This window comes from Photobacterium kagoshimensis, from assembly GCF_050337045.1.
Classification (GTDB): Bacteria; Pseudomonadota; Gammaproteobacteria; order Enterobacterales; family Vibrionaceae; genus Photobacterium; species Photobacterium kagoshimensis.
The window spans coordinates 39,215-57,269 of record NZ_JAKJSO010000009.1; the positions used below are offsets into that span (position 1 = coordinate 39,215).

At 43.9% G+C, this 18,055-nt stretch carries 16 protein-coding genes; 8 read left to right on the top strand and 8 right to left on the bottom strand.

All coding sequences use genetic code 11. The features are described 5' to 3' along the window. Positions 1 to 7 precede the first annotated feature (7 nt). The 5 genes from L4C35_RS03565 (at position 8) to L4C35_RS03585 (ending at position 3,157) form a co-directional block, all read left to right on the top strand. Positions 8 to 799, top strand: coding sequence for a DUF1538 domain-containing protein (locus L4C35_RS03565; protein ID WP_428461590.1), 792 nt, complete (start codon positions 8 to 10; stop codon positions 797 to 799). After that, positions 789 to 1,139: a P-II family nitrogen regulator gene (locus tag L4C35_RS03570; protein ID WP_428461591.1), complete on the top strand. Its 351-nt coding sequence runs from the start codon at positions 789 to 791 to the stop codon at positions 1,137 to 1,139. Before L4C35_RS03565 ends, L4C35_RS03570 begins: the two co-directional genes overlap by 11 nt. Then, the gene (locus L4C35_RS03575; RefSeq protein ID WP_428461592.1) at positions 1,136 to 1,540 is read left to right on the top strand and encodes a CBS domain-containing protein; all 405 of its coding nucleotides are present in this window, start codon (positions 1,136 to 1,138) and stop codon (positions 1,538 to 1,540) included. Before L4C35_RS03570 ends, L4C35_RS03575 begins: the two co-directional genes overlap by 4 nt. An 85-nt stretch (positions 1,541 to 1,625) precedes the next feature. Further along, a complete protein-coding gene (gene yfcE, locus L4C35_RS03580; RefSeq protein ID WP_428461593.1) occupies positions 1,626 to 2,177 on the top strand; it encodes a phosphodiesterase in 552 nt (183 codons plus the stop codon). A 257-nt stretch (positions 2,178 to 2,434) separates the two neighbouring features. Continuing rightward, positions 2,435 to 3,157, top strand: coding sequence for an SIMPL domain-containing protein (locus tag L4C35_RS03585; RefSeq protein WP_428461594.1), 723 nt, complete (start codon positions 2,435 to 2,437; stop codon positions 3,155 to 3,157). Positions 3,158 to 3,383: 226 nt separating this feature from the next. Here L4C35_RS03585 and pta read toward each other — a convergent pair whose 3' ends face one another. Both pta and L4C35_RS03595 read right to left on the bottom strand, forming a co-directional pair. Continuing rightward, positions 3,384 to 5,522 carry a phosphate acetyltransferase gene (pta, locus tag L4C35_RS03590; protein ID WP_428461945.1) on the bottom strand — a complete coding sequence of 713 codons (2,139 nt, stop codon included), beginning with the start codon at positions 5,520 to 5,522 and terminating at the stop codon, positions 3,384 to 3,386. A 200-nt stretch (positions 5,523 to 5,722) separates the two neighbouring features. Further along, positions 5,723 to 6,919, bottom strand: a complete 1,197-nt coding sequence (locus L4C35_RS03595; protein WP_428461595.1) for an acetate kinase — start codon at positions 6,917 to 6,919, stop codon at positions 5,723 to 5,725. Positions 6,920 to 7,255: 336 nt separating this feature from the next. Between L4C35_RS03595 and yfbV the strand changes: the two genes are divergently transcribed. Beyond that, entirely contained in the window at positions 7,256 to 7,705 is a 450-nt protein-coding gene (gene yfbV / locus L4C35_RS03600; RefSeq protein ID WP_428461596.1) for a terminus macrodomain insulation protein YfbV, read from the top strand. A gap of 87 nt (positions 7,706 to 7,792) precedes the next feature. Here the strand turns inward: yfbV and L4C35_RS03605 are convergent, their stop codons facing one another. From L4C35_RS03605 to rlmA, 3 genes are all read right to left on the bottom strand, one after another. Then, the gene (locus L4C35_RS03605; protein WP_428461597.1) at positions 7,793 to 8,101 is read right to left on the bottom strand and encodes a DUF6172 family protein; all 309 of its coding nucleotides are present in this window, start codon (positions 8,099 to 8,101) and stop codon (positions 7,793 to 7,795) included. A gap of 513 nt (positions 8,102 to 8,614) precedes the next feature. Further along, a complete protein-coding gene (locus L4C35_RS03610) occupies positions 8,615 to 9,598 on the bottom strand; it encodes a ChaN family lipoprotein (RefSeq protein WP_428461946.1) in 984 nt (327 codons plus the stop codon). 168 nt (positions 9,599 to 9,766) lie between these two features. Further along, a complete protein-coding gene (gene rlmA / locus L4C35_RS03615) occupies positions 9,767 to 10,588 on the bottom strand; it encodes a 23S rRNA (guanine(745)-N(1))-methyltransferase (protein ID WP_428461598.1) in 822 nt (273 codons plus the stop codon). A 431-nt stretch (positions 10,589 to 11,019) separates the two neighbouring features. Here rlmA and L4C35_RS03620 point away from each other — a divergent pair, with 431 nt between their 5' ends. Both L4C35_RS03620 and L4C35_RS03625 read left to right on the top strand, forming a co-directional pair. Then, positions 11,020 to 12,078: a porin gene (locus L4C35_RS03620; RefSeq protein WP_428461599.1), complete on the top strand. Its 1,059-nt coding sequence runs from the start codon at positions 11,020 to 11,022 to the stop codon at positions 12,076 to 12,078. A 108-nt stretch (positions 12,079 to 12,186) separates the two neighbouring features. Next, entirely contained in the window at positions 12,187 to 12,837 is a 651-nt protein-coding gene (locus L4C35_RS03625; protein ID WP_428461600.1) for a DUF2057 domain-containing protein, read from the top strand. A 127-nt stretch (positions 12,838 to 12,964) separates the two neighbouring features. Here the strand turns inward: L4C35_RS03625 and L4C35_RS03630 are convergent, their stop codons facing one another. From L4C35_RS03630 to L4C35_RS03640, 3 genes are read right to left on the bottom strand one after another with little or no spacing between them, the layout of a single operon-like run. After that, complete coding sequence (locus L4C35_RS03630) at positions 12,965 to 14,245, bottom strand: sigma-54-dependent transcriptional regulator (RefSeq protein WP_428461601.1); 1,281 nt, start codon at positions 14,243 to 14,245, stop codon at positions 12,965 to 12,967. Continuing rightward, complete coding sequence (locus L4C35_RS03635; protein ID WP_428461602.1) at positions 14,229 to 16,595, bottom strand: ATP-binding protein; 2,367 nt, start codon at positions 16,593 to 16,595, stop codon at positions 14,229 to 14,231. The genes L4C35_RS03630 and L4C35_RS03635 overlap by 17 nt, the downstream gene beginning before the upstream one ends. Beyond that, on the bottom strand, positions 16,588 to 17,844 hold the full coding sequence (locus tag L4C35_RS03640; protein ID WP_428461603.1) for an ABC transporter substrate-binding protein: 1,257 nt from the start codon (positions 17,842 to 17,844) through the stop codon (positions 16,588 to 16,590). Before L4C35_RS03640 ends, L4C35_RS03635 begins: the two co-directional genes overlap by 8 nt. Positions 17,845 to 18,055: the final 211 nt, after the last annotated feature.

The following is an 18,055-nucleotide window of genomic DNA, read 5'->3' on the forward strand; positions in this document are numbered from 1 at the left end:
AGCGCGGATGAGTGTGATTGCAACAACGGCTAACCATTTTGTCACGACCCTTTTGAGTACGATCCGTGATGTATTACCGATAGTGATCATCATGTTTGGTTTTCAGTTTGCGGTATTACGTCGCCCTGTTAAAAATTGGCGCAAAGTGGTGGCAGGCTTCGTACTTGTTATTCTCGGCTTGTCATTCTTTCTTATGGGGCTCGAACTTGCATTATTTCCGTTAGGGGAATCAATGGCGCAACAGCTTACCGCACCTGCCTTTTTGTTCGATAGTGATGAAGTGATCCCGTTACACATCGATTGGTCTGAGTATTATTGGGTGTACCTGTTTGCCGCTGCCATTGGCTTTAGTACGACCATTGCCGAACCTTCATTGATTGCGGTGGCCATTAAGGCCAGTCAGGTCTCAGGTGGAACCATTAAAGTGAATGGGTTGCGTATTGCGGTTGCCCTTGGTGTAGCAATGGGTATTGCTTTGGGGAGTTATCGTATTGTCGCTGGGGATCCGCTGCATTATTACATCTTGGTTGGCTATATTATTGTTGTGACACAAACCTTTTTTGCGCCCAAAATGATAGTACCACTGGCATATGATTCAGGGGGGGTAACCACCTCTACGGTGACGGTGCCGATAGTGACAGCGTTAGGGCTAGGGCTTGCGTCTACAGTACCGGGACGAAATCCTATGCTAGATGGTTTTGGTTTGATTGCATTTGCGAGTTTGTTTCCGATGATAACAGTCATGGGCTATGCCCAATTATCGGTATGGCGTGAAAGGAGATCTGAAAATGCGCTTTAAATTAATACTAGCGTTTGTTGACGATGATAAAGCCGAGGCTGTGCTTGATGCCGCCCGCGCTGCTGGTGCAACAGGGGCGACGGTGATTAATAATGCACGCGGAGAAGGCTTGCATAAAAAAACCACCTTCTTTGGATTATCGCTCGAAGTGCAGCGTGATGTGATTTTACTTTTAGTGGAAGAACACCTAGCACGTCATATCCTTGAAACTATAGAGCAAGTCGGTGAATTTGATTCTGCTTCCGGGCAGGGGATTGCAGTACAAATCGATGTTGAAGATGCTGTTGGTGTCGCTCATCAAGTCGAGCAGCTCACCAAAGTTGTGGAGGATAAACTATGACAGATAAAGCGATTGTCAGGGTGCGTGATGTCATGATGAATACCTATGCCATGGTGGAAGGTGTAACAACGGTTGCTGAAGCCATTGGTATTGCTAAACACCAACAAGTAAAAGCCTTGATAGTAAATAAACGCGATGCGGATGATGAGTATGGCATCGTCTTAATGAACGATATTGCGAAAAACGTGTTAGCCAAAGACCGTTCACCGAAACGGACGAATGTGTATGAAATCATGACCAAACCCGCCTTATCTGTGAGTGGTTCGATGGATGTGCGTTATTGTGCGCGGTTGTTTGAACGCTTTGGGGTGAGTCGCGCACCTGTAATAGAAGATGGCAAAGTGTTAGGCATGGTGAGCTATAACAACATTGTGCTAAACGGTATGTTACGGGACGAATAACGGCTATATAGATAGGGACAAATTAGCAATCTGAATACGATGGGCGTAACATGCTCATCATCTCAGAACCTATGAATTAGTTACGATGAAATTGTTTTTTGCCTCTGACTTACACGGCTGTGCTGAGAGCACCCGTACCATGCTGATCGCGTTTGAACAAAGCGGTGCTGAGCACTTAATCTTATTGGGTGATGTGTTAAACCATGGCCCTCGTAATGCCCTGCCTGCTGGCTATGCGCCAATTGAAGTGGCTGAACAGCTCAATCAATATGCTGATCGTATTTTAGCTGTGCGTGGTAACTGCGACAGCGACGTCGACCAGATGTTACTCGACTTCCCGATGATGGCAGATTACAACTGGGTTCTCCTGCCAACGGGGCGCCGCTTATTTCTAACCCATGGTCACCTTTACCATGCCGATAAACACCCTCGATTACGCCAAGGTGATGTGATTGTTTCGGGTCATACGCATTTACCCGTAGCACAAGCACATGGCGACTATTTTGCGTTTAACCCAGGCTCAACCACTATCCCTCGCGGTGAGCATCAAGCCAGTTTTGGTCTGTTAGAAGACAATAAACTGTCAGTGGTAAGCTTTACGGGCGAGACCTTGTGTTCAGTTGTACTGAGTGATTAATATCACGTGATCCGTGAGTAAAAATGATAACAGTAAGCGCACTTTGGTGCGTTTTTTTGTAGCTAAAACACCTCCAGATGTTATTGAATGAAAATGTGATTTGTCAGTAATACTTGGCTTTTAGGTGTTTTGGGATGAGGTTAGCAGGCTTTGACAGAAACCTAACATACAGTGCTAGAACAATAAGCACAAAGGTGCAATGCTTAGTGACATTAGCGTAACATTGATGTGCGCAGTAATGTATGAATAGGCAGAGTATGAACAAGAATTTATTAGGGATAGCGCTTGGTAGTTTGTTGATTGCGTCGGGATTGGGCGCGAGTGGTTATTTCATTGGCCAGACGATGTATAACGCCAAAGTCGCAATGAACACGGCTGAAGTAAAAGGTTTAGCAGAGCAGCGTGTTGAAGCAGATATCGCGAACTGGTCACTGAGTTTTTCAAACCAAGTGAAGAGTAAAGCTGAGATCCCTGCACTGTATCAATTAGCCGAAAAGCAACAGCAAGAAATTGTCGATATATTGAAAGTAAATGGCTTTACTGACGAAGAAATTACGATTGGTTTGATTGATTACAGTACCTATGAATACCGCGATGAAAACCAAGTGGTTGTCGAACAAGATCACGACTTAACGGGCACGATTAGCTTAGAAACGACCAAGATCCATGAAATAGCCAAAGTACGTGCTGCGGTCAATAAGTTGATTGCTAAGGGCTACAATATTTCGAATCATGCTCCGACATATCGGTTTACCAAGTTGAACCAAATTAAGCCTGAAATGCTGAAAACTGCCACTAAAAATGCGCGTATAGCGGCCAATGAGTTTGCTGAAAATGCCGGTGTTAAAGTGGGCAGCATTCGTACTGCTCGTCAGGGGAATTTTTCGATCACCGATGCGGGGCAGGAATACGGTGACTTGTATAAAATCGAAAAAGACATTCGAGTGGTCACCAGTATTGAATTTTACTTAACGGAATAGTGTGATTTTTCTTAGCTGAATAGCTCGAGTAGTTGGCGGTGGAGCGTGTTCACCGCCCATTGCTTTTTCCATGTCGTCATAATCCGATTCTTTTCTGGGCGAAAGGTAGTTGTAAGGCTCAGCATACGGATTGCTGCGTTAGATTGGAATACTGGCTGCTTGGCATAAAAAAACGCCCCCATCAGAGATGGAGGCGTTTCAATTTACGGTTAGTCGTTAAAAACGATTAAGCGTTAGCTTCTTCAGCTTGTTTAGCCTGAATCGCAGTTAGTGCAACTGTGTATACGATATCGTCTACTAGTGCGCCACGAGAAAGGTCATTTACAGGCTTACGCATGCCTTGCAGCATTGGACCGATAGATACTAGGTCTGCTGAACGTTGTACCGCTTTGTAAGTCGTGTTACCTGTGTTTAGGTCAGGGAATACGAATACAGTCGCTTTACCCGCTACTGGCGAGTTAGGCGCTTTAGAAGCAGCAACGTTTTCCATGATTGCAGCATCGTACTGTAGAGGACCATCGATGATTAGATCAGGACGCTTCTCTTGAGCAATGCGAGTTGCTTCACGTACTTTATCTACGTCTGCACCTTTACCAGAAGTACCAGTAGAGTATGAGATCATAGCAACGCGTGGTTCGATACCGAATGCTTTCGCTGAATCTGCAGATTGAATTGCGATTTCAGCAAGTTGCTCAGCGTTTGGATCTGGGTTGATTGCACAGTCACCGTATACCAGTACTTGATCAGGCAGAAGCATGAAGAATACTGAAGATACGATAGATGCATCAGGTGCAGTTTTGATGATTTGGAACGGAGGAACGATAGTGTTCGCCGTCGTGTGAACAGCACCAGAAACTAGGCCGTCAACTTCATCGTTTTCTAGCATCATAGTGCCAAGGAAAACTGAATCTTGAAGTTTTTCACGTGCAACAACATCAGTCATGCCTTTCGCGCCACGTAGCTCAACAAGACGAGCAACGTAGTTTTCACGTACAGCTTCAGAATCGATGATAGTTACGCCAGCACCAAGAACAACGCCTTGTTGCTCAGCAACACGCTTAATTTCTTCTGGGTTACCAAGAAGTACACATTCCGCGATACCGCGCTCAGCACAGATAGCCGCAGCTTTAACTGTACGTGGCTCGTCACCTTCAGGAAGAACAACGCGCTTAGCCGCTTTACGAGCAAGTTCAGTTAGTTCGTAACGGAATGCTGGTGGGCTTAGACGACGCTCTTTCGCTGAACCTTCAGTTAGCGATTCAATCCATTGGCCATCAATATGGCTAGCCATGTATTCGTTAACGAATTCAACACGCTCTTTATCGTCAGCTGGTACTTCAAGGCTGAAGCTTTGAAGGTTTAGCGATGTCTGCCAAGTGTTACCTTGAGCCGTCATCACTGGAAGGCCAGTTTCGAATGCGCGCTCACATAGATCAGTTACCGCTTTTGGTAGCTCGTAGCCGCCAGTAAGAAGTAGAGCACCGATTTCAACACCGTTCATTGCAGCAAGACATGCAGCAACGATAACGTCAGGACGGTCTGCAGAAGTTACTAGCAGTGAGCCTGGACGGAAGTGTTCAACCATGTGAGGAATAGAGCGTGCACAGAAAGTGATGCTCTTAATACGACGAGTCGCGATTTCACCTTCGTTGATGATTTCAGCGTTTAGGTGCTTCGCCATATCTGTTGCACGTGTTGCGATTAGCTCTGGGCTCCAAGGTGCACAACCAAGTACACGGATAGGGCTAGAGTTGAACACTTGCATTACTTCAACGTTTGAAGGAACAGTACCTTCAGCATCGTCAAAGATTTCAGATAGATCAGGGCGAGTACGGCCGTCAGCATCTACAGGTGCGTTTAGTTTGTTAACGATAACGCCAGAGATTTGCTCGTTCTTAGTGCCGCCGAAGTTAGAACATGCTACTTCGATACGCTCTTTAAGTTGTGATGGGTTATCAGTACCCGGCGTCACAACGAATACGATTTCAGCATCAAGCGTTTTAGCAATTTCATAGTTAATCTGGTTCGCAAATGGGTGCTTGCGAGTGGGTACTAGACCTTCGATTAATGCTACTTCAGCGTTAGCTGTTGCTGCTTTGAAACGTGCAACGATATCTTCTAGTAGAACATCGCTTTGGTCGTTACGAAGAAGTTCTTCGGCACGAGCCATTGATACAGGATCTGCAACGTTCATGTCGCTGTTTGCGCGAATGATAGTTGTTGTTAGATCTGGCTGATCGCCACCATGACGTGGTTGAGCGATAGGCTTAAAGAAAGAAACACGAACGCCTTTGCGTTCCATTGCACGAACAACACCAAGACTAACGCTTGTTAAGCCAACACCAGCGCCAACTGGGATAAGCATAATAGTACGGGACACTATGAATTCCTCAAACTATTGAACAATACAGCGCTGTTCCGTAATCGTTTTAGGCCAAAAATGGTTAGAAACAACTATGGAACAACACCACAAGAAAATTAAAAGTTCATGGGATTACCATGAAAAACGGCCGGCCTAAGCCAGCCGTTAGAGGCTGTTTTAATCAACAACCTGATAATCTCAGATTAGATTTCAGTCAGACGAGCTGTATCTTCTGCGATTACTAGTTCTTCGTTAGTCGAAACAACCATTGCAGGAATACGGCTGTTTGCAGAAGTAATAGTACCTTCTTTACCGAAACGTGCTTTAAGGTTAGCTTCGCTATCTACTTCAACACCTAGGATAGCTAGACGGTTAAGAACCATCTCACGGATAGGTGCAGAGTTTTCACCGATACCACCAGTGAAAGTGATTGCGTCTAGACGACCTTCTAGTGTTGCAGTGTAGCCAGCAACGTACTTAGCTAGACGGTGACAGAACACGTCCATTGCACGTGTTGCTTCTTCTTTCTCGCCGTAGTTGTCTTCAACGAAACGACAGTCAGAAGTCACTTGAGTTAGACCTTGTAGGCCAGACTCTTTAGTAAACATAGTGTTGATTTCAGCAACGCTCATGCCTAGCTTGTCGTGTAGGTGGAACATAACTGCAGGGTCTAGGTCACCACAACGTGTACCCATAACAAGACCTTCAAGAGGAGTAAGACCCATAGAAGTATCTACAGATTTACCGTTCTTGATTGCACAAACTGAAGCACCGTTACCTAGGTGACAGTTGATGATGTTTAGTTCTTCTTCTTTCTTACCTAGAAGCTGTGCAGTTTCACGAGTAATGAATAGGTGAGAAGTACCGTGAGCACCGTAACGACGGATACCGTGGTCTTTGTATAGGTTGTATGGAAGTGCGTATAGGTACGCTTCTTCAGGCATAGTTGTGTGGAACGCAGTATCGAACACAGCAACGTTTTTCAGTGCTGGGAAAGCGTGTTGAGCTGCTTTAATACCGATGATGTGAGCAGGGTTGTGAAGTGGTGCGAAAGTCGCAGCGTCTTCGATACCTTTAAGTACTTCATCAGTGATAAGAGCAGAAGCTGTGAATTGCTCACCACCGTGAACAACACGGTGACCGATAGCTGCTAGGCTGTCAGCAAGCTCAGGTTTAGAAGCAATGATAGTATCTACCATGAATGCTAGAGCTTCTTCGTGTGCAGCACCGTTACCTAGTTGTGCTTCGTGCTTACCATCAAGTTTCCACTTGATGCGAGCTTCTGGAAGGTGCAGACATTCTGCAAGACCTGTTAGGTGTTCTTCACCTGATACAGGATCAACGATTGCGAACTTTAGAGAAGAGCTACCGCAGTTAAGTACTAGAACCAGCTTAGACATGAGAGTGACTACCTATAATCTGTCTGAAAGTTGATATTCATCTGAATAAAAAAGTACCCATAGAATAGACGACTTTTTGTTCAGTCGGCCTAATCTGGGTCAAATTCGTTTCTATCCGTAGAACTGAGAATTGAGAAACCCGCAATTCTGGGTCATCCTTGAGGCTGCCTTAGAGTTGCCATAATGGAAATTACGAGCAACAATTAATTGAGGCGTGCTGTAGGATAGCGATTGTTACGCAATATAACAAAAAGATTTTTAGAAAAGTTTAATTTGAATCAAGTTTATTATCACTTAATTTGAATTGTTGTACTAAAATTTGAAGTTTGGTGTTTTATGAGTCGAAAATCGATTTGGTCACTGTTCCGTAATGGGCAGGATTACATGACTACCTGGCCTATGCGCAAAGAACTGGCTCCTATGTTTCCAGAGCCGCGCTATATCAAAGCGACACAATTTGCGATTCGCGTGATGCCAGCAGTGGCTGTCATTAGCGTATTGAGCCAAATGGTATTCCACAATTATGACGCAATACCACAAGCGATGATCGTGGCGTTGTTTGCACTGAGTATGCCATTGCAGGGCTTATTGTGGCTGGGACGACGTAGTCGCACTGATTTACCACCGTCGTTAGCGACTTGGTATCGTGAATTGCATGAAAAGCTAGAAAGTGAAGGTAATGCGATGGAACCCGTAAAGGCGAAACCACGTTATGTCGAATTGGCGCAAGTGTTGAATAGCGCATTTAAGCAGCTTGATAGTACTTCGTTGGAACGCTGGTTCTAGTCTTGCCCAGATAGCAGATAGCAGATACAGATAGCAAAAAAGCCCAATGTTGGGCTTTTTAAGTAGCTTAACGTTATGGCGCTAAGACTAAAACTCGTCGTCTTCTAGAAGCTGACGTTTTGCACGTGTTGCAGGCTTCGCCAGAATTTCAAGGTAGAACGACTCAAGCGCTAGCGTTTCTGCTTCATCAATACACTTGTTGATTTCTTTCACGTGGATCACTTTTGCTTCTTGCTCAGTGTGACCAAACTTACAATCAAAATCCCAGTAATCTGCACCCTTTGGTAGCGCTTTGTTGCGCTCGCGTTTCAGGTATTTCTTCACTTCGTGTTTAACTGCTTCTACAACGCGAGGTACGGCTTTCTTTGGGTGAGTTAAAGCAAATGTTTTTTTCATCGTTTTCCTAAATCAAATTTGGGCTCTGCTATGCAGGCGCTGATCACATTTTACTTCAATTTGGCGGCAGAGGCGATAATCCCCATCTAAATAAGTCACCAAACCTTCTGATCTCGCGAAAGTTGTTGATAACAGTATTATGGATTTCAATGGTAGAACAAGGGGTTGGCTTTGATTGTGAGTAAAGCAACGGACAATCCTTGCCTGCTGTCTAACATTTGCGAGCTGGCGCTAAAAAAGTATTTTTTATTACACTGTTTATGTAATGGGAGAGAGGATCCCACATTTCGTTCAGTTCGCTGACAGGGTATACGGTGATAATGCATTTATAGGGGTATTTATTTCCTATGAATGGAATTATATATCTCCTTGAGATACGGCTGTATCTCTCCCTATGAGTCCCAGTACCTCGTGCTACGTAAAGTAGAGTGAAGTAAAAAGCTTGGCCGCCGATGGGACTCAATCCAATCCCCTTAAGACATATCCGTCATCGCTATTTTGCGATCTATTACCTTATTCGTAGCATTGTAATGACTGGTTTCGAGAATGGATCTTCGTCATTGCTGCAATCATCTTTTCTTTACTCATGTATTGTTTCGGCAATGGCTGCATTTCAACCTGATAATCTGGCGCTCCTTGCTTCAAGACAGTTTCAGAAGAAACAGGCGTGACCATCACGACTTTTAAGTTTGGATTGCGTGAAAGAATACGTGATGCCGTACCTAAGCCTTCTTCAACATGAAAGCGACCAGCGGTATGTAAAATTTGAGTATTTGGATGTGATGCTAAATAGTCCACCATACTTTCTGCCATGGTGTCATCCCATGCGGTTTGGGCGGCAAACTGACGTTTAGTTTGAGCTTCATCACCATGGTGCATCGAACTGATGAATTTATCTTGGTAGGCATCTTCTGTCAGTGTCAGAGAATCTGCAACCCAAGTACGCTCATTTGTTGGTAGGCGGTTTAGGTAAGCTTCACCGTACTTGCCAATACAACGCACGATAGGCTTAGGCGCGTTCGCTGCAATGACATCAAGGTGATTTGTTTTCGCAAATTCAATCAAAGGACGATAGTCAGAGATGTAATTTGGCCATGTGTTAGCGTCTTTGGTTAAGCTTGCTTCCCCTATTTTATTAGCCAGATAATCATTAATGATCCCTTGTTTATCTCGGGTGAATTGCTCCATAGAAAGGGCCAGTTGACTATTTTGACGGTATAGCGCAGCCAGCAATTGGGCTTGCAATAAATGCGCGGCTGGGTGGCCATGCCATTCTCCGACTAATATGATGTCTGCATCTTGGAACTGGGCTGCTAGTGCTGATACCGAGAGTACCTCTCCTTGAGGCGAACGAATGGTGTAGTCATAAAATGTTGATGCGATATTGTCTGACGCAGCAGCAGTTGGCGTAACTTTGCTAGTATTTGGAGATGATATTGATTGCGCCGAGCAGCCGACCAATAAGCTAATACAGCTGAGGGAAAGCCATTGTTTCATGCTTTTCATTAAATATATCCAAACCGTGATGTGTAGAGTGTGAGTTAATCTAATGGGTTTAACTCTAGATGAAAGGCAGGATAATAGAGGAGATGAAATTGATTCTCAATAATTAGTGAGAATCAATTTCATTTGAGGGCTTGTTGGTTGGGACGAGAGCCAACTCGTTTATAGGCTGTTTTTTCGGTAAACACGGATTGAGAAATCAGCTTCACAGTTAAACTGATTTTCCTTACCTAGCTGATCCCATACGGCCTCTGACGTTTTCCAAGCAAATGGGGTCATTTGCATCAATGCTGTAGCTTCGTCACCGTTTAAGCTCATCTCGTAATGCAGTTGCTCATCTTCAATCAAGGTAAACCCTTCAATATTCTCTGGAGCAATATCGTGTAAACGAACGTCTGAATAGATGAGTTCTTTTAGTTGATACAAATGTCTTGCTGCCGGCGTTACGGTGATCAGTAGGCCGTTTTCTTTGATTGCGCGTTGAAGCTCTTCTTGGCGACAAGGGGCGTAAATGCGTACAACCGCATCTAAAGCTGCATCTGCGAAAGGTAAACGGTGGCTAGATGCGACACAAAAGTGACATTCAGGGTAACGTTTCGCAGCATAACGTACTGCTATTTTTGAAATATCTAGCCCATGAACACTTAACTCAGGGTGTTGTTCGTTCAGCTTAGAAAAAGCTGATGTGTAGTAACCTTCACCACAACCTATGTCTAATAGCTTAGTAGCACCTTGCATCATATTCTGGCTAAGCGTGTTTACCACATGATCACGCAGCGGTTGATAGTGAGCAGTATTTAGGAATAAACGACGCGCTTGCATCATTTCTTTATTATCACCCGGGTTTTTAGAGCTTTTATGATGTGCAGGCATCAGATTCACATAGCCTTCTTTTGCTAGATCAAACTGGTGATTGTTCTCGCAACGCCATGTATTGGCCTGTTGAGTAAGTGATTGATGACAAAGAGGGCACTGATAAGGCATGAATTTAACCGAGATAAAAATGAGAGTCCTATTGTAATCCGCTGACTATTTAGCTGCAACTAGCCGCTTCAAGCACATTTCTGCGTTACATGTTTCATATCTAGCATCAAGAAGTACGATCAGAATCACAAACAAAAACAATTATTTCTAAATACAAAACAACGCTGTTTTTATTCAGGGTCGATTCAGGTTTAATCGCTATCGTAATGCCTAATCCGAGTGCTTAATGTACTGATAAAGACATAAATACTTGGCTTTTTTTGCTCCAAAAATGTGTAAGTGCCCATGCTTTTTATAGGAAATTCGATGGCATCAGGGTTTAGTCATCATTCATGGATGAAAAGCAAAATTATTCGGTTTGTTCAAGAAAGATCCACTGCCGTGAACATGCTGAGTAGGGATAACTAAAAATAATATTAGGACTCAGAAAAATGAAAAAAACAATTCTAGCAGCACTACTTCCAGCAATGCTTGTAGCAGGTACTGCACAAGCTGCAACTATCTACCAAGGTGAAGATGGTTCAAACGTAGACGTATTCGGTCGTCTAGGTTTTAACGTGACTAACCGTGATAACAATGCGGACACGAGCAAAACGATTGGTCAATTCGATGGTCGTCTAGGCCTTGGTGGTTCTCAAACTATCAACGATCAAATGTCTGTGATCGGTTGGGCTGAGTACCAAGTAGGTGCTGCTGAAGGTAAAAACAAAGGTCATGACCTAACAGCACGTTACGTGTGGGCCGGTGTTGACATGGGTAACATCGGTAAAGTAACGGTTGGTCGTGTGGCTTCTGGTCTTATCATGGCAACAGATATCGCGGATGTATTCGCACTGTCTGATGTAACACTTGCACGTCAAGCTGGCCTTGTTAATGGCAACGCAACACAAGTTTTCCGTCAAGATGACACGCTACAGTACCAAAACAGCTTTGGTGATTTTGATCTGTCAGCAGCTTACATCCTTGGCAACGATCACATGAAAAACGGCTACAACGTAGCGGCGCGTTATACTTTTGACATGGGTAACGCTGGTAAACTAGCACCAGTTGTAGCTTACCAACAAAACAACGCTGAAGATAACCGTACTGATAACGCTGACAAGTATAATTTCTGGGCGGTTGGTACACGTTACTACATCGGCGACCTAATGCTAGGTGCGGTTTACTCACAAGACAAAGTAAGCTACACCAATAGCAAAGATTCGTCTCAAGATAAAGGTTACGAATTAACAGCTGTTTATGACTTCCAAAACGATTGGGTTGTTCGTGGTGGTTACCGTAATGTAGAAAATACAGATGGTGACAATGCTGAATATAAAGATCTAACGGCTGAAGTTCAGTACAAGCTGACTGACCGTTCTTCTATCTTCACTAGCTACGTAAACCGTAACGGTGAAAACGGTAAAAACGGCCAGAACACTAATATCTGGAGTGGTTGGAACGATGCTAAAGAAGATTACTACCACCTAGGTCTTCGTTACGAATTCTAATCGAAGCGTAATTTGATATTTACTGCTCTAAGACAAGCCAGCGTTTTGCGCTGGCTTTCATCTATTCGGCATACCGCAATAACGCACTCAGTAAATAAGGGATAAAAAATGAAAAAGACATTAATGGCATTAGCATTACCAGCGTTACTGATGGCGCAGGCGGCATGGGCTGATGTTGTGATTAAAGTGCCAAATAACTTTGAGATTTTGGCAACAGAACAAGTACGTATTAAAAAGGCGACTAAACAAGTAGCACTACCAGAGGGCGATCAACATATTCTGGTGCGTTTTGATAGTCCTACTAACCCGCATTCAACGGCGCAATCGTTAGGGTTTGTTAGCTCGAAGCCTATCTTAGTGACGTTTACAGCTAATGATGGGGAAGAGGTTATTTTAGTTGCTCCACGTATAGATACGCCGCAAGAAGTCAAACGTTATGCTAAGGCGCCGACGTTTACTTTGGTTGATGCTGAAGGTCAAACGGTAGTACATCAAACTACACGTGTTGAGTATGAAGGCTCGCCAATGACTGCCGATTACAACGCCATTTTAGCGGATCAAATTGGCTCGACGGTATCACCTGCACCTGTATTGTCTTCAACGGCCGTGGCTGGAACGGGTATTGCTGCTGTAAATGCAGCGAAAATAGATGTTAGTGATTTAACACCTCAGCAAGCAGATGCATTACTACGCGATTTGTATAAAAATGCCGATGAGAAGCGTCGTAAAGACTTTATGCGTTGGGCATTAGGTTTATAACTGAAAATTAGCCGATAGACGTGTTGGTGTATCAGGCTAGCGCTAGATTGTTTTGATGAAAATAAAAGCGCCCAGTTCAAATGCGAACTGGGCGTTTGTTTTATAGCAATAAACTATGCTTGTCGTATTAGCAACAACTTGGCTGAACTTTGTATTCAGCTTTGTCGAGATTGTGTTTTTTCATTCTCAAATACAGCTTTTTACGCGGAATTTGTAAGTAGCTGGAAACGTCATTAATCCGCCCTGCAAACAAGTACAAAGCATCTTCAATAACTTGTTTTTCATAGCTATCAACCAAATCATCGAGTGGGCTACTCATTTGATCGAGCGGTTTGGTGCGTTCTTGGCCTGCTAATTTTACAATCCCGATAGCGTAAAGCTCGGCAACATTCTTGATCTCTAACACATTGCCTGCCCAATCATGGCGGTTCAGGGTATTGATATACGCTTTATCAACCGATGGTAATGGCTTTTTCAAGGTTAAACAGCTTTGTTTTAAAAAGTGCTTAAACAGCATGGCAATGTCACAGGTGCGTTGCTGTATTGTCGGCATACTTAAACGAATCTGGCTTAAGAAGTAGAACAATTCAGGTAAGAATACTTCGGTTTCTACCTGCTGTTCTGGGTTGGTATTGGTGATAGCCAATACGCGCACTTCTTTTTTGCCCTGACGTTCTTGTTCTAATAAGAAACGACATAACCACTGCTGGGTTTCTTTCGGCATATCTTGCGGATTGTGCAGGCATAAGGTCCCACTGCGTGCAGAAATCATGCTGCGCTGTAAATCAGGTGTGGTGCTGACAGCACAACCTTTTAGGGTGACGTAAGGTCCTTGACGAATTAAGCTGCCGTCGTGCAGTAACTTGGCGACAGTACTGCGCCCTGTTCCTTGGCAACCTTCGATCAGTACATCTTTTAAGGTTGGCGCTGTTTCTGCAATTTGATCACGAACTTTGTTGATCAAAGGGCTGTCACCCAATAAGACGCTGCTAGCCCCTTTAAGTAAGGTAATACGCTGATCGATAGTCTGTTGACGATGTGGTAAAAACCGTTCAAGCAGATCCAATAGTTGCTCTGGTTGTAACGGTTTTTGCAAGAAATCGATAGCGCCTTTTTTAACGGCATCAACAGCCATTGGAATATCACCATGGCCTGTGATCATTATGACAGGTAATTCAGCATCTAAGTGTTTGATCTGCTCGAGCAGATCCATACCACTTAGGCCGGGCATATACATATCCGTAACAACTACCCCCGCCCAATCTTTATGAAGCATCTCAATGGCTTTAGTCGGATCAGTTTCAGCGAGTGCACTATAACCGGCAATCTCTAACAGGTTTTGATATGCCTCGACAACATCTTGGTCATCATCAATGACGAGAACTTGAATATCATTGGTTATTTTCATGTGTAGGTAACTCCAGTATCACCATTGCGCCCCCCTCAAGGGCAGACGCGAGGGAAATGCTTCCCCCAAATCGAGTCAAAATTGAGCGGCAGATGCTTAAACCAAGGCCAAGTCCGACATCTTTGGATGTAGTAAATGGCGTGAAGAGTTTCTCCATCATGGTGGCATCAAAGCCTTTCCCTGAGTCACTAACAGCAATCAGGGTTGTATGATTATTTTGTGATAGTAAATGAATGCGGATGTGGCGATTCTCGCAACTGGCGACAGCATCACAGCTATTTACTAATAAGTTCACAAGTACTTGTTCAAATTGGACATCATCGGCGTTGATTGTTAGTTCAGGTGCAATCGCATTTTCTATCGTCGTTTTTTGTACTCGCGCTCGCCCTTCAACAATTTGCATTGCTTGATCAACTGAGTCGTGGACAGCAATACTCTGTAACGGGTTATCCGCGGATTGTTTTTTCGAAAAGTTACGAAGACTCGCAATAATACGGCCCATACGAGCGGTTAAGCCTTCAATTTTTTCGAGACTGCTTGGTAATTTATCAATTTTGCTTTGTTTTACCGCCATTTTAGTCGCAAACACATGGGTGGAAATGGCTGATAAGGGTTGATTTAGCTCATGTGCGAGTGATGTCATAGTTTGACCAACCACGGCCATTTTGGCTGCTTGAATCAGTTCATCTTGAGTTGAACGTAAATCTTGCTCTATGCGTTTACGATCTTCTATCTCTGCACGAAGTTGACGGTTTCGATTGGTCAACGATTCCGTTTTTTCGTAGACGATACTTTCGAGCCAACGTGCGGCTTTCTCTTGTTCGGTGATATCTGTCATCGTAATAATGACTTTATCCGTTGCACCTTGCTTGAATAGACGGAAGTCGAGGCGTAAATAGAGATGCTCGGCATTGTGAAAGTGCTTAAGCGTCAGGTTACAAGCGCCGTTTTCGATCAGTGGGCTGGCTGGGTGGAACAGCGATTCAAGGCGAGAATCAATATTGCTGTTAAACAGTTGCCATACCACCATATTTTCAGCGTTATCATTTTGATGCTTAAATAGCTGCTGGGCGCTAGAGTTCACCGATTCAACTTGTCCTATCAGATCGCAGGTGATGATACTGGCTTGAGTGTTGTTGATTAGGTTGAGAGCGTTAGTGCGCTCCATTTCTTGCATTTGCAGACAGAACTGGCGCAAGTTTTCACCGATTAAACCGATCTCATCGTTACCTGTTACTTGAATCTCAACGTTTAAATTGCCTTTTGTTACTTCATGCAAATGTCGGCCAAGGGTGTTTAAGCGTTTTACAATACCTCGCCCCACTAAGTAAATCGATAAGATGATGGCGAGTAAAATGGATAAACAAACCGCACCTAATAAAATTAAGTTACTGATAATGATCGCATTGCGTGTTTTGTCGTTCAGGTTGATTAAGCTGGCATCGGCATCCGTGACCATTTTTTGAATCAATGCTTCTTGGCGTGCTAATCGTTGCTGAATGTCTTGCTCGTGCAGGGTGATCGCATGGTAGATCTCTGAGTCTATTCGTAGTTGCCGTTCTAGCTGGCCATTGGGGGCGACGATAGTAATAAGATCATTTAAATGCTCACGATAGGTTGACGTTGAGGGGTAGTGGCTCAACTGTTCACTCATTGTTTGCACTTCTGCGATTTTGTAGCCAATAAAATAAAATGCATTGCTCAGATCACGGCTATGGTGCTGCAAAATGATCTCTTGTGCGAGTTGGTGAAGTTCATTTTCTTTGACGGTAATTGACTGAATCAAAGAAAACTCAGTCATCACATCGATGATCGCATTCGTGTCTATGATGTTGGGTAACATCCGAGTGAGTTGCCATTCCACCTCTTGCTGCAACAGTGGCAATTCATTGATCAAGTCTTGATGTATCCAGTGAATATTATTTTCAACTTGTAGCAGTGTATTACGTTGTAAATTACGCTGCTCGAGATGCTGAGTATATTGACTGAGTGTTTCTGCTAGCCCTTGTTGAGTCGCAAGGATAGCATTGTATTGCTCCATGCTGACGGTGTCTTTAATGGCTAAATTGATCAGCTGAAGCTTGGCGGTGATTTTTTGCTGCAATTCTTGATGCACAATCGGATCGGTATTCATACTGATCTTATTCAGTGCAGCTTGAAGACCTGCCGTATTACGTTCAAGTTGATAGCTGGATCGAAGCGTCGGCATATTGACCGTCACAATCTCTTCGATGTGATCATCCAGGGTTTCCCAGTTATAAACCGCCACGCCACTGACACCTATGGTTAACATCGCCATAAAGCCAATTGCGAAAATGAGGCGGTTGCCTATGGTATTTACATTAACCATGGTTATAGATCTCATACTCCATCAAGATAGCCTCTGTGATAGCAATCGACGCATTGAGTTGTTTATACATAGCTAGACACCATAAATGACTGTCATCTTGGCTTTGGCGCGCTTTAGCGGAAAGCTGATCTCTCGTACTGAGTATTGTGTTTAGGTCTTGCTCAGAAACCGGCGGGGTGGTAGCCAGCGTTATGGCTTGGCTGAGTTGTTGCTGTTGCTGCGCGGTAAGCTGACTAAAGGTTTGAACTCTATTGATAAGCAGCCAGGCTTTGTTGTGCAGCGCGAGTGAGTGAACAATGGTGTGGGTAAAAAGCTTTTTAACAATATCTCCACGTTGATTGATCAATGTGAAATCAAGGCGCTGGCCTTCTGGTTGCCCCTCTAGCTGCTGGGAGAAATGATAGCCGCGATGGGATTTTTGATGTTGTACATTATTGCCTTGAAAAGCTTCAAGGTATTGCAAAAAGTTCACCGTCTTAGTGGCGTAATGTAAGTTTTTAATGCTAGCCATATAAGCGGGTAAAACAGGGCTGTCGGGTTGATAGCTAAAACCTATGAAAGGAAAAGGCTTCTGCGTTTTGAATGCAAAAATATCAATAACAGGCGCGACACCCACTAATCCACGTGAGATTTGGTCGGTGACATTAAACATAGAGACTGATGCGAGATTGCCTGCGACTTGGTACAAGATTTTCCAACCGGCTTGCCAACCGTAATGCTGCAAAATACTCTCAACCATGTAATGGCTTGAGATAGATCGCGACGGTGTTGCCATGATTATATGCTGGAAATATTGCGGATGAGTCAGGCTTTTCCAGCTGCTTGGACGATCCAGATTATGTTTTTCTAAATAGCGCTGGTTCCACATAAACCCATAGCGCGAATAACCGAGTAGCGCGACGTGCTCATTAAATTGTTGCAGTGTGGCTTTCGCTTCTGCATTGGCAAATTCTTTATTCACATTTGGTAGTTTGAGCAGTGTTTTGTTTTGTTGCAGCTGCTCAAAAATACTGGTGGATGTTGTGATCACCATATCAATATCATGTGTGGGATCACCAAGTAGCCTCACCGCGGCATCTTCGTGGCGATGTAGTACCTTGATCTTAATGTCGGGATGTTTAGCTTGGTAATCCGAGATCAAGGTGCCCAACGAATTTGGGGTGAAAGTCGTTAGTACAATGATGGGAGTGTTGTAAGCAAACACAGCCTGCGGAAGCAGCATCAGAAAAAGAATAATCAAGCGGTACATAGGGATAACGTCATCTTGGGTGGTTAGCGTTAGCGGCTAATTAAATTGATGCTTAGTGAATTAATGTATCGGGTTGTTGCGGGGGATTATACTGAAAAAAAAGCATGAGAAAGCATTCTTGAGCTTGGATAGGCTTTTATTTTAAAAGTTGTTTTATATGAGTTATTTATGACCCATCTTTGGGGGGGCACTTTATCTTGCTCACAAAAAA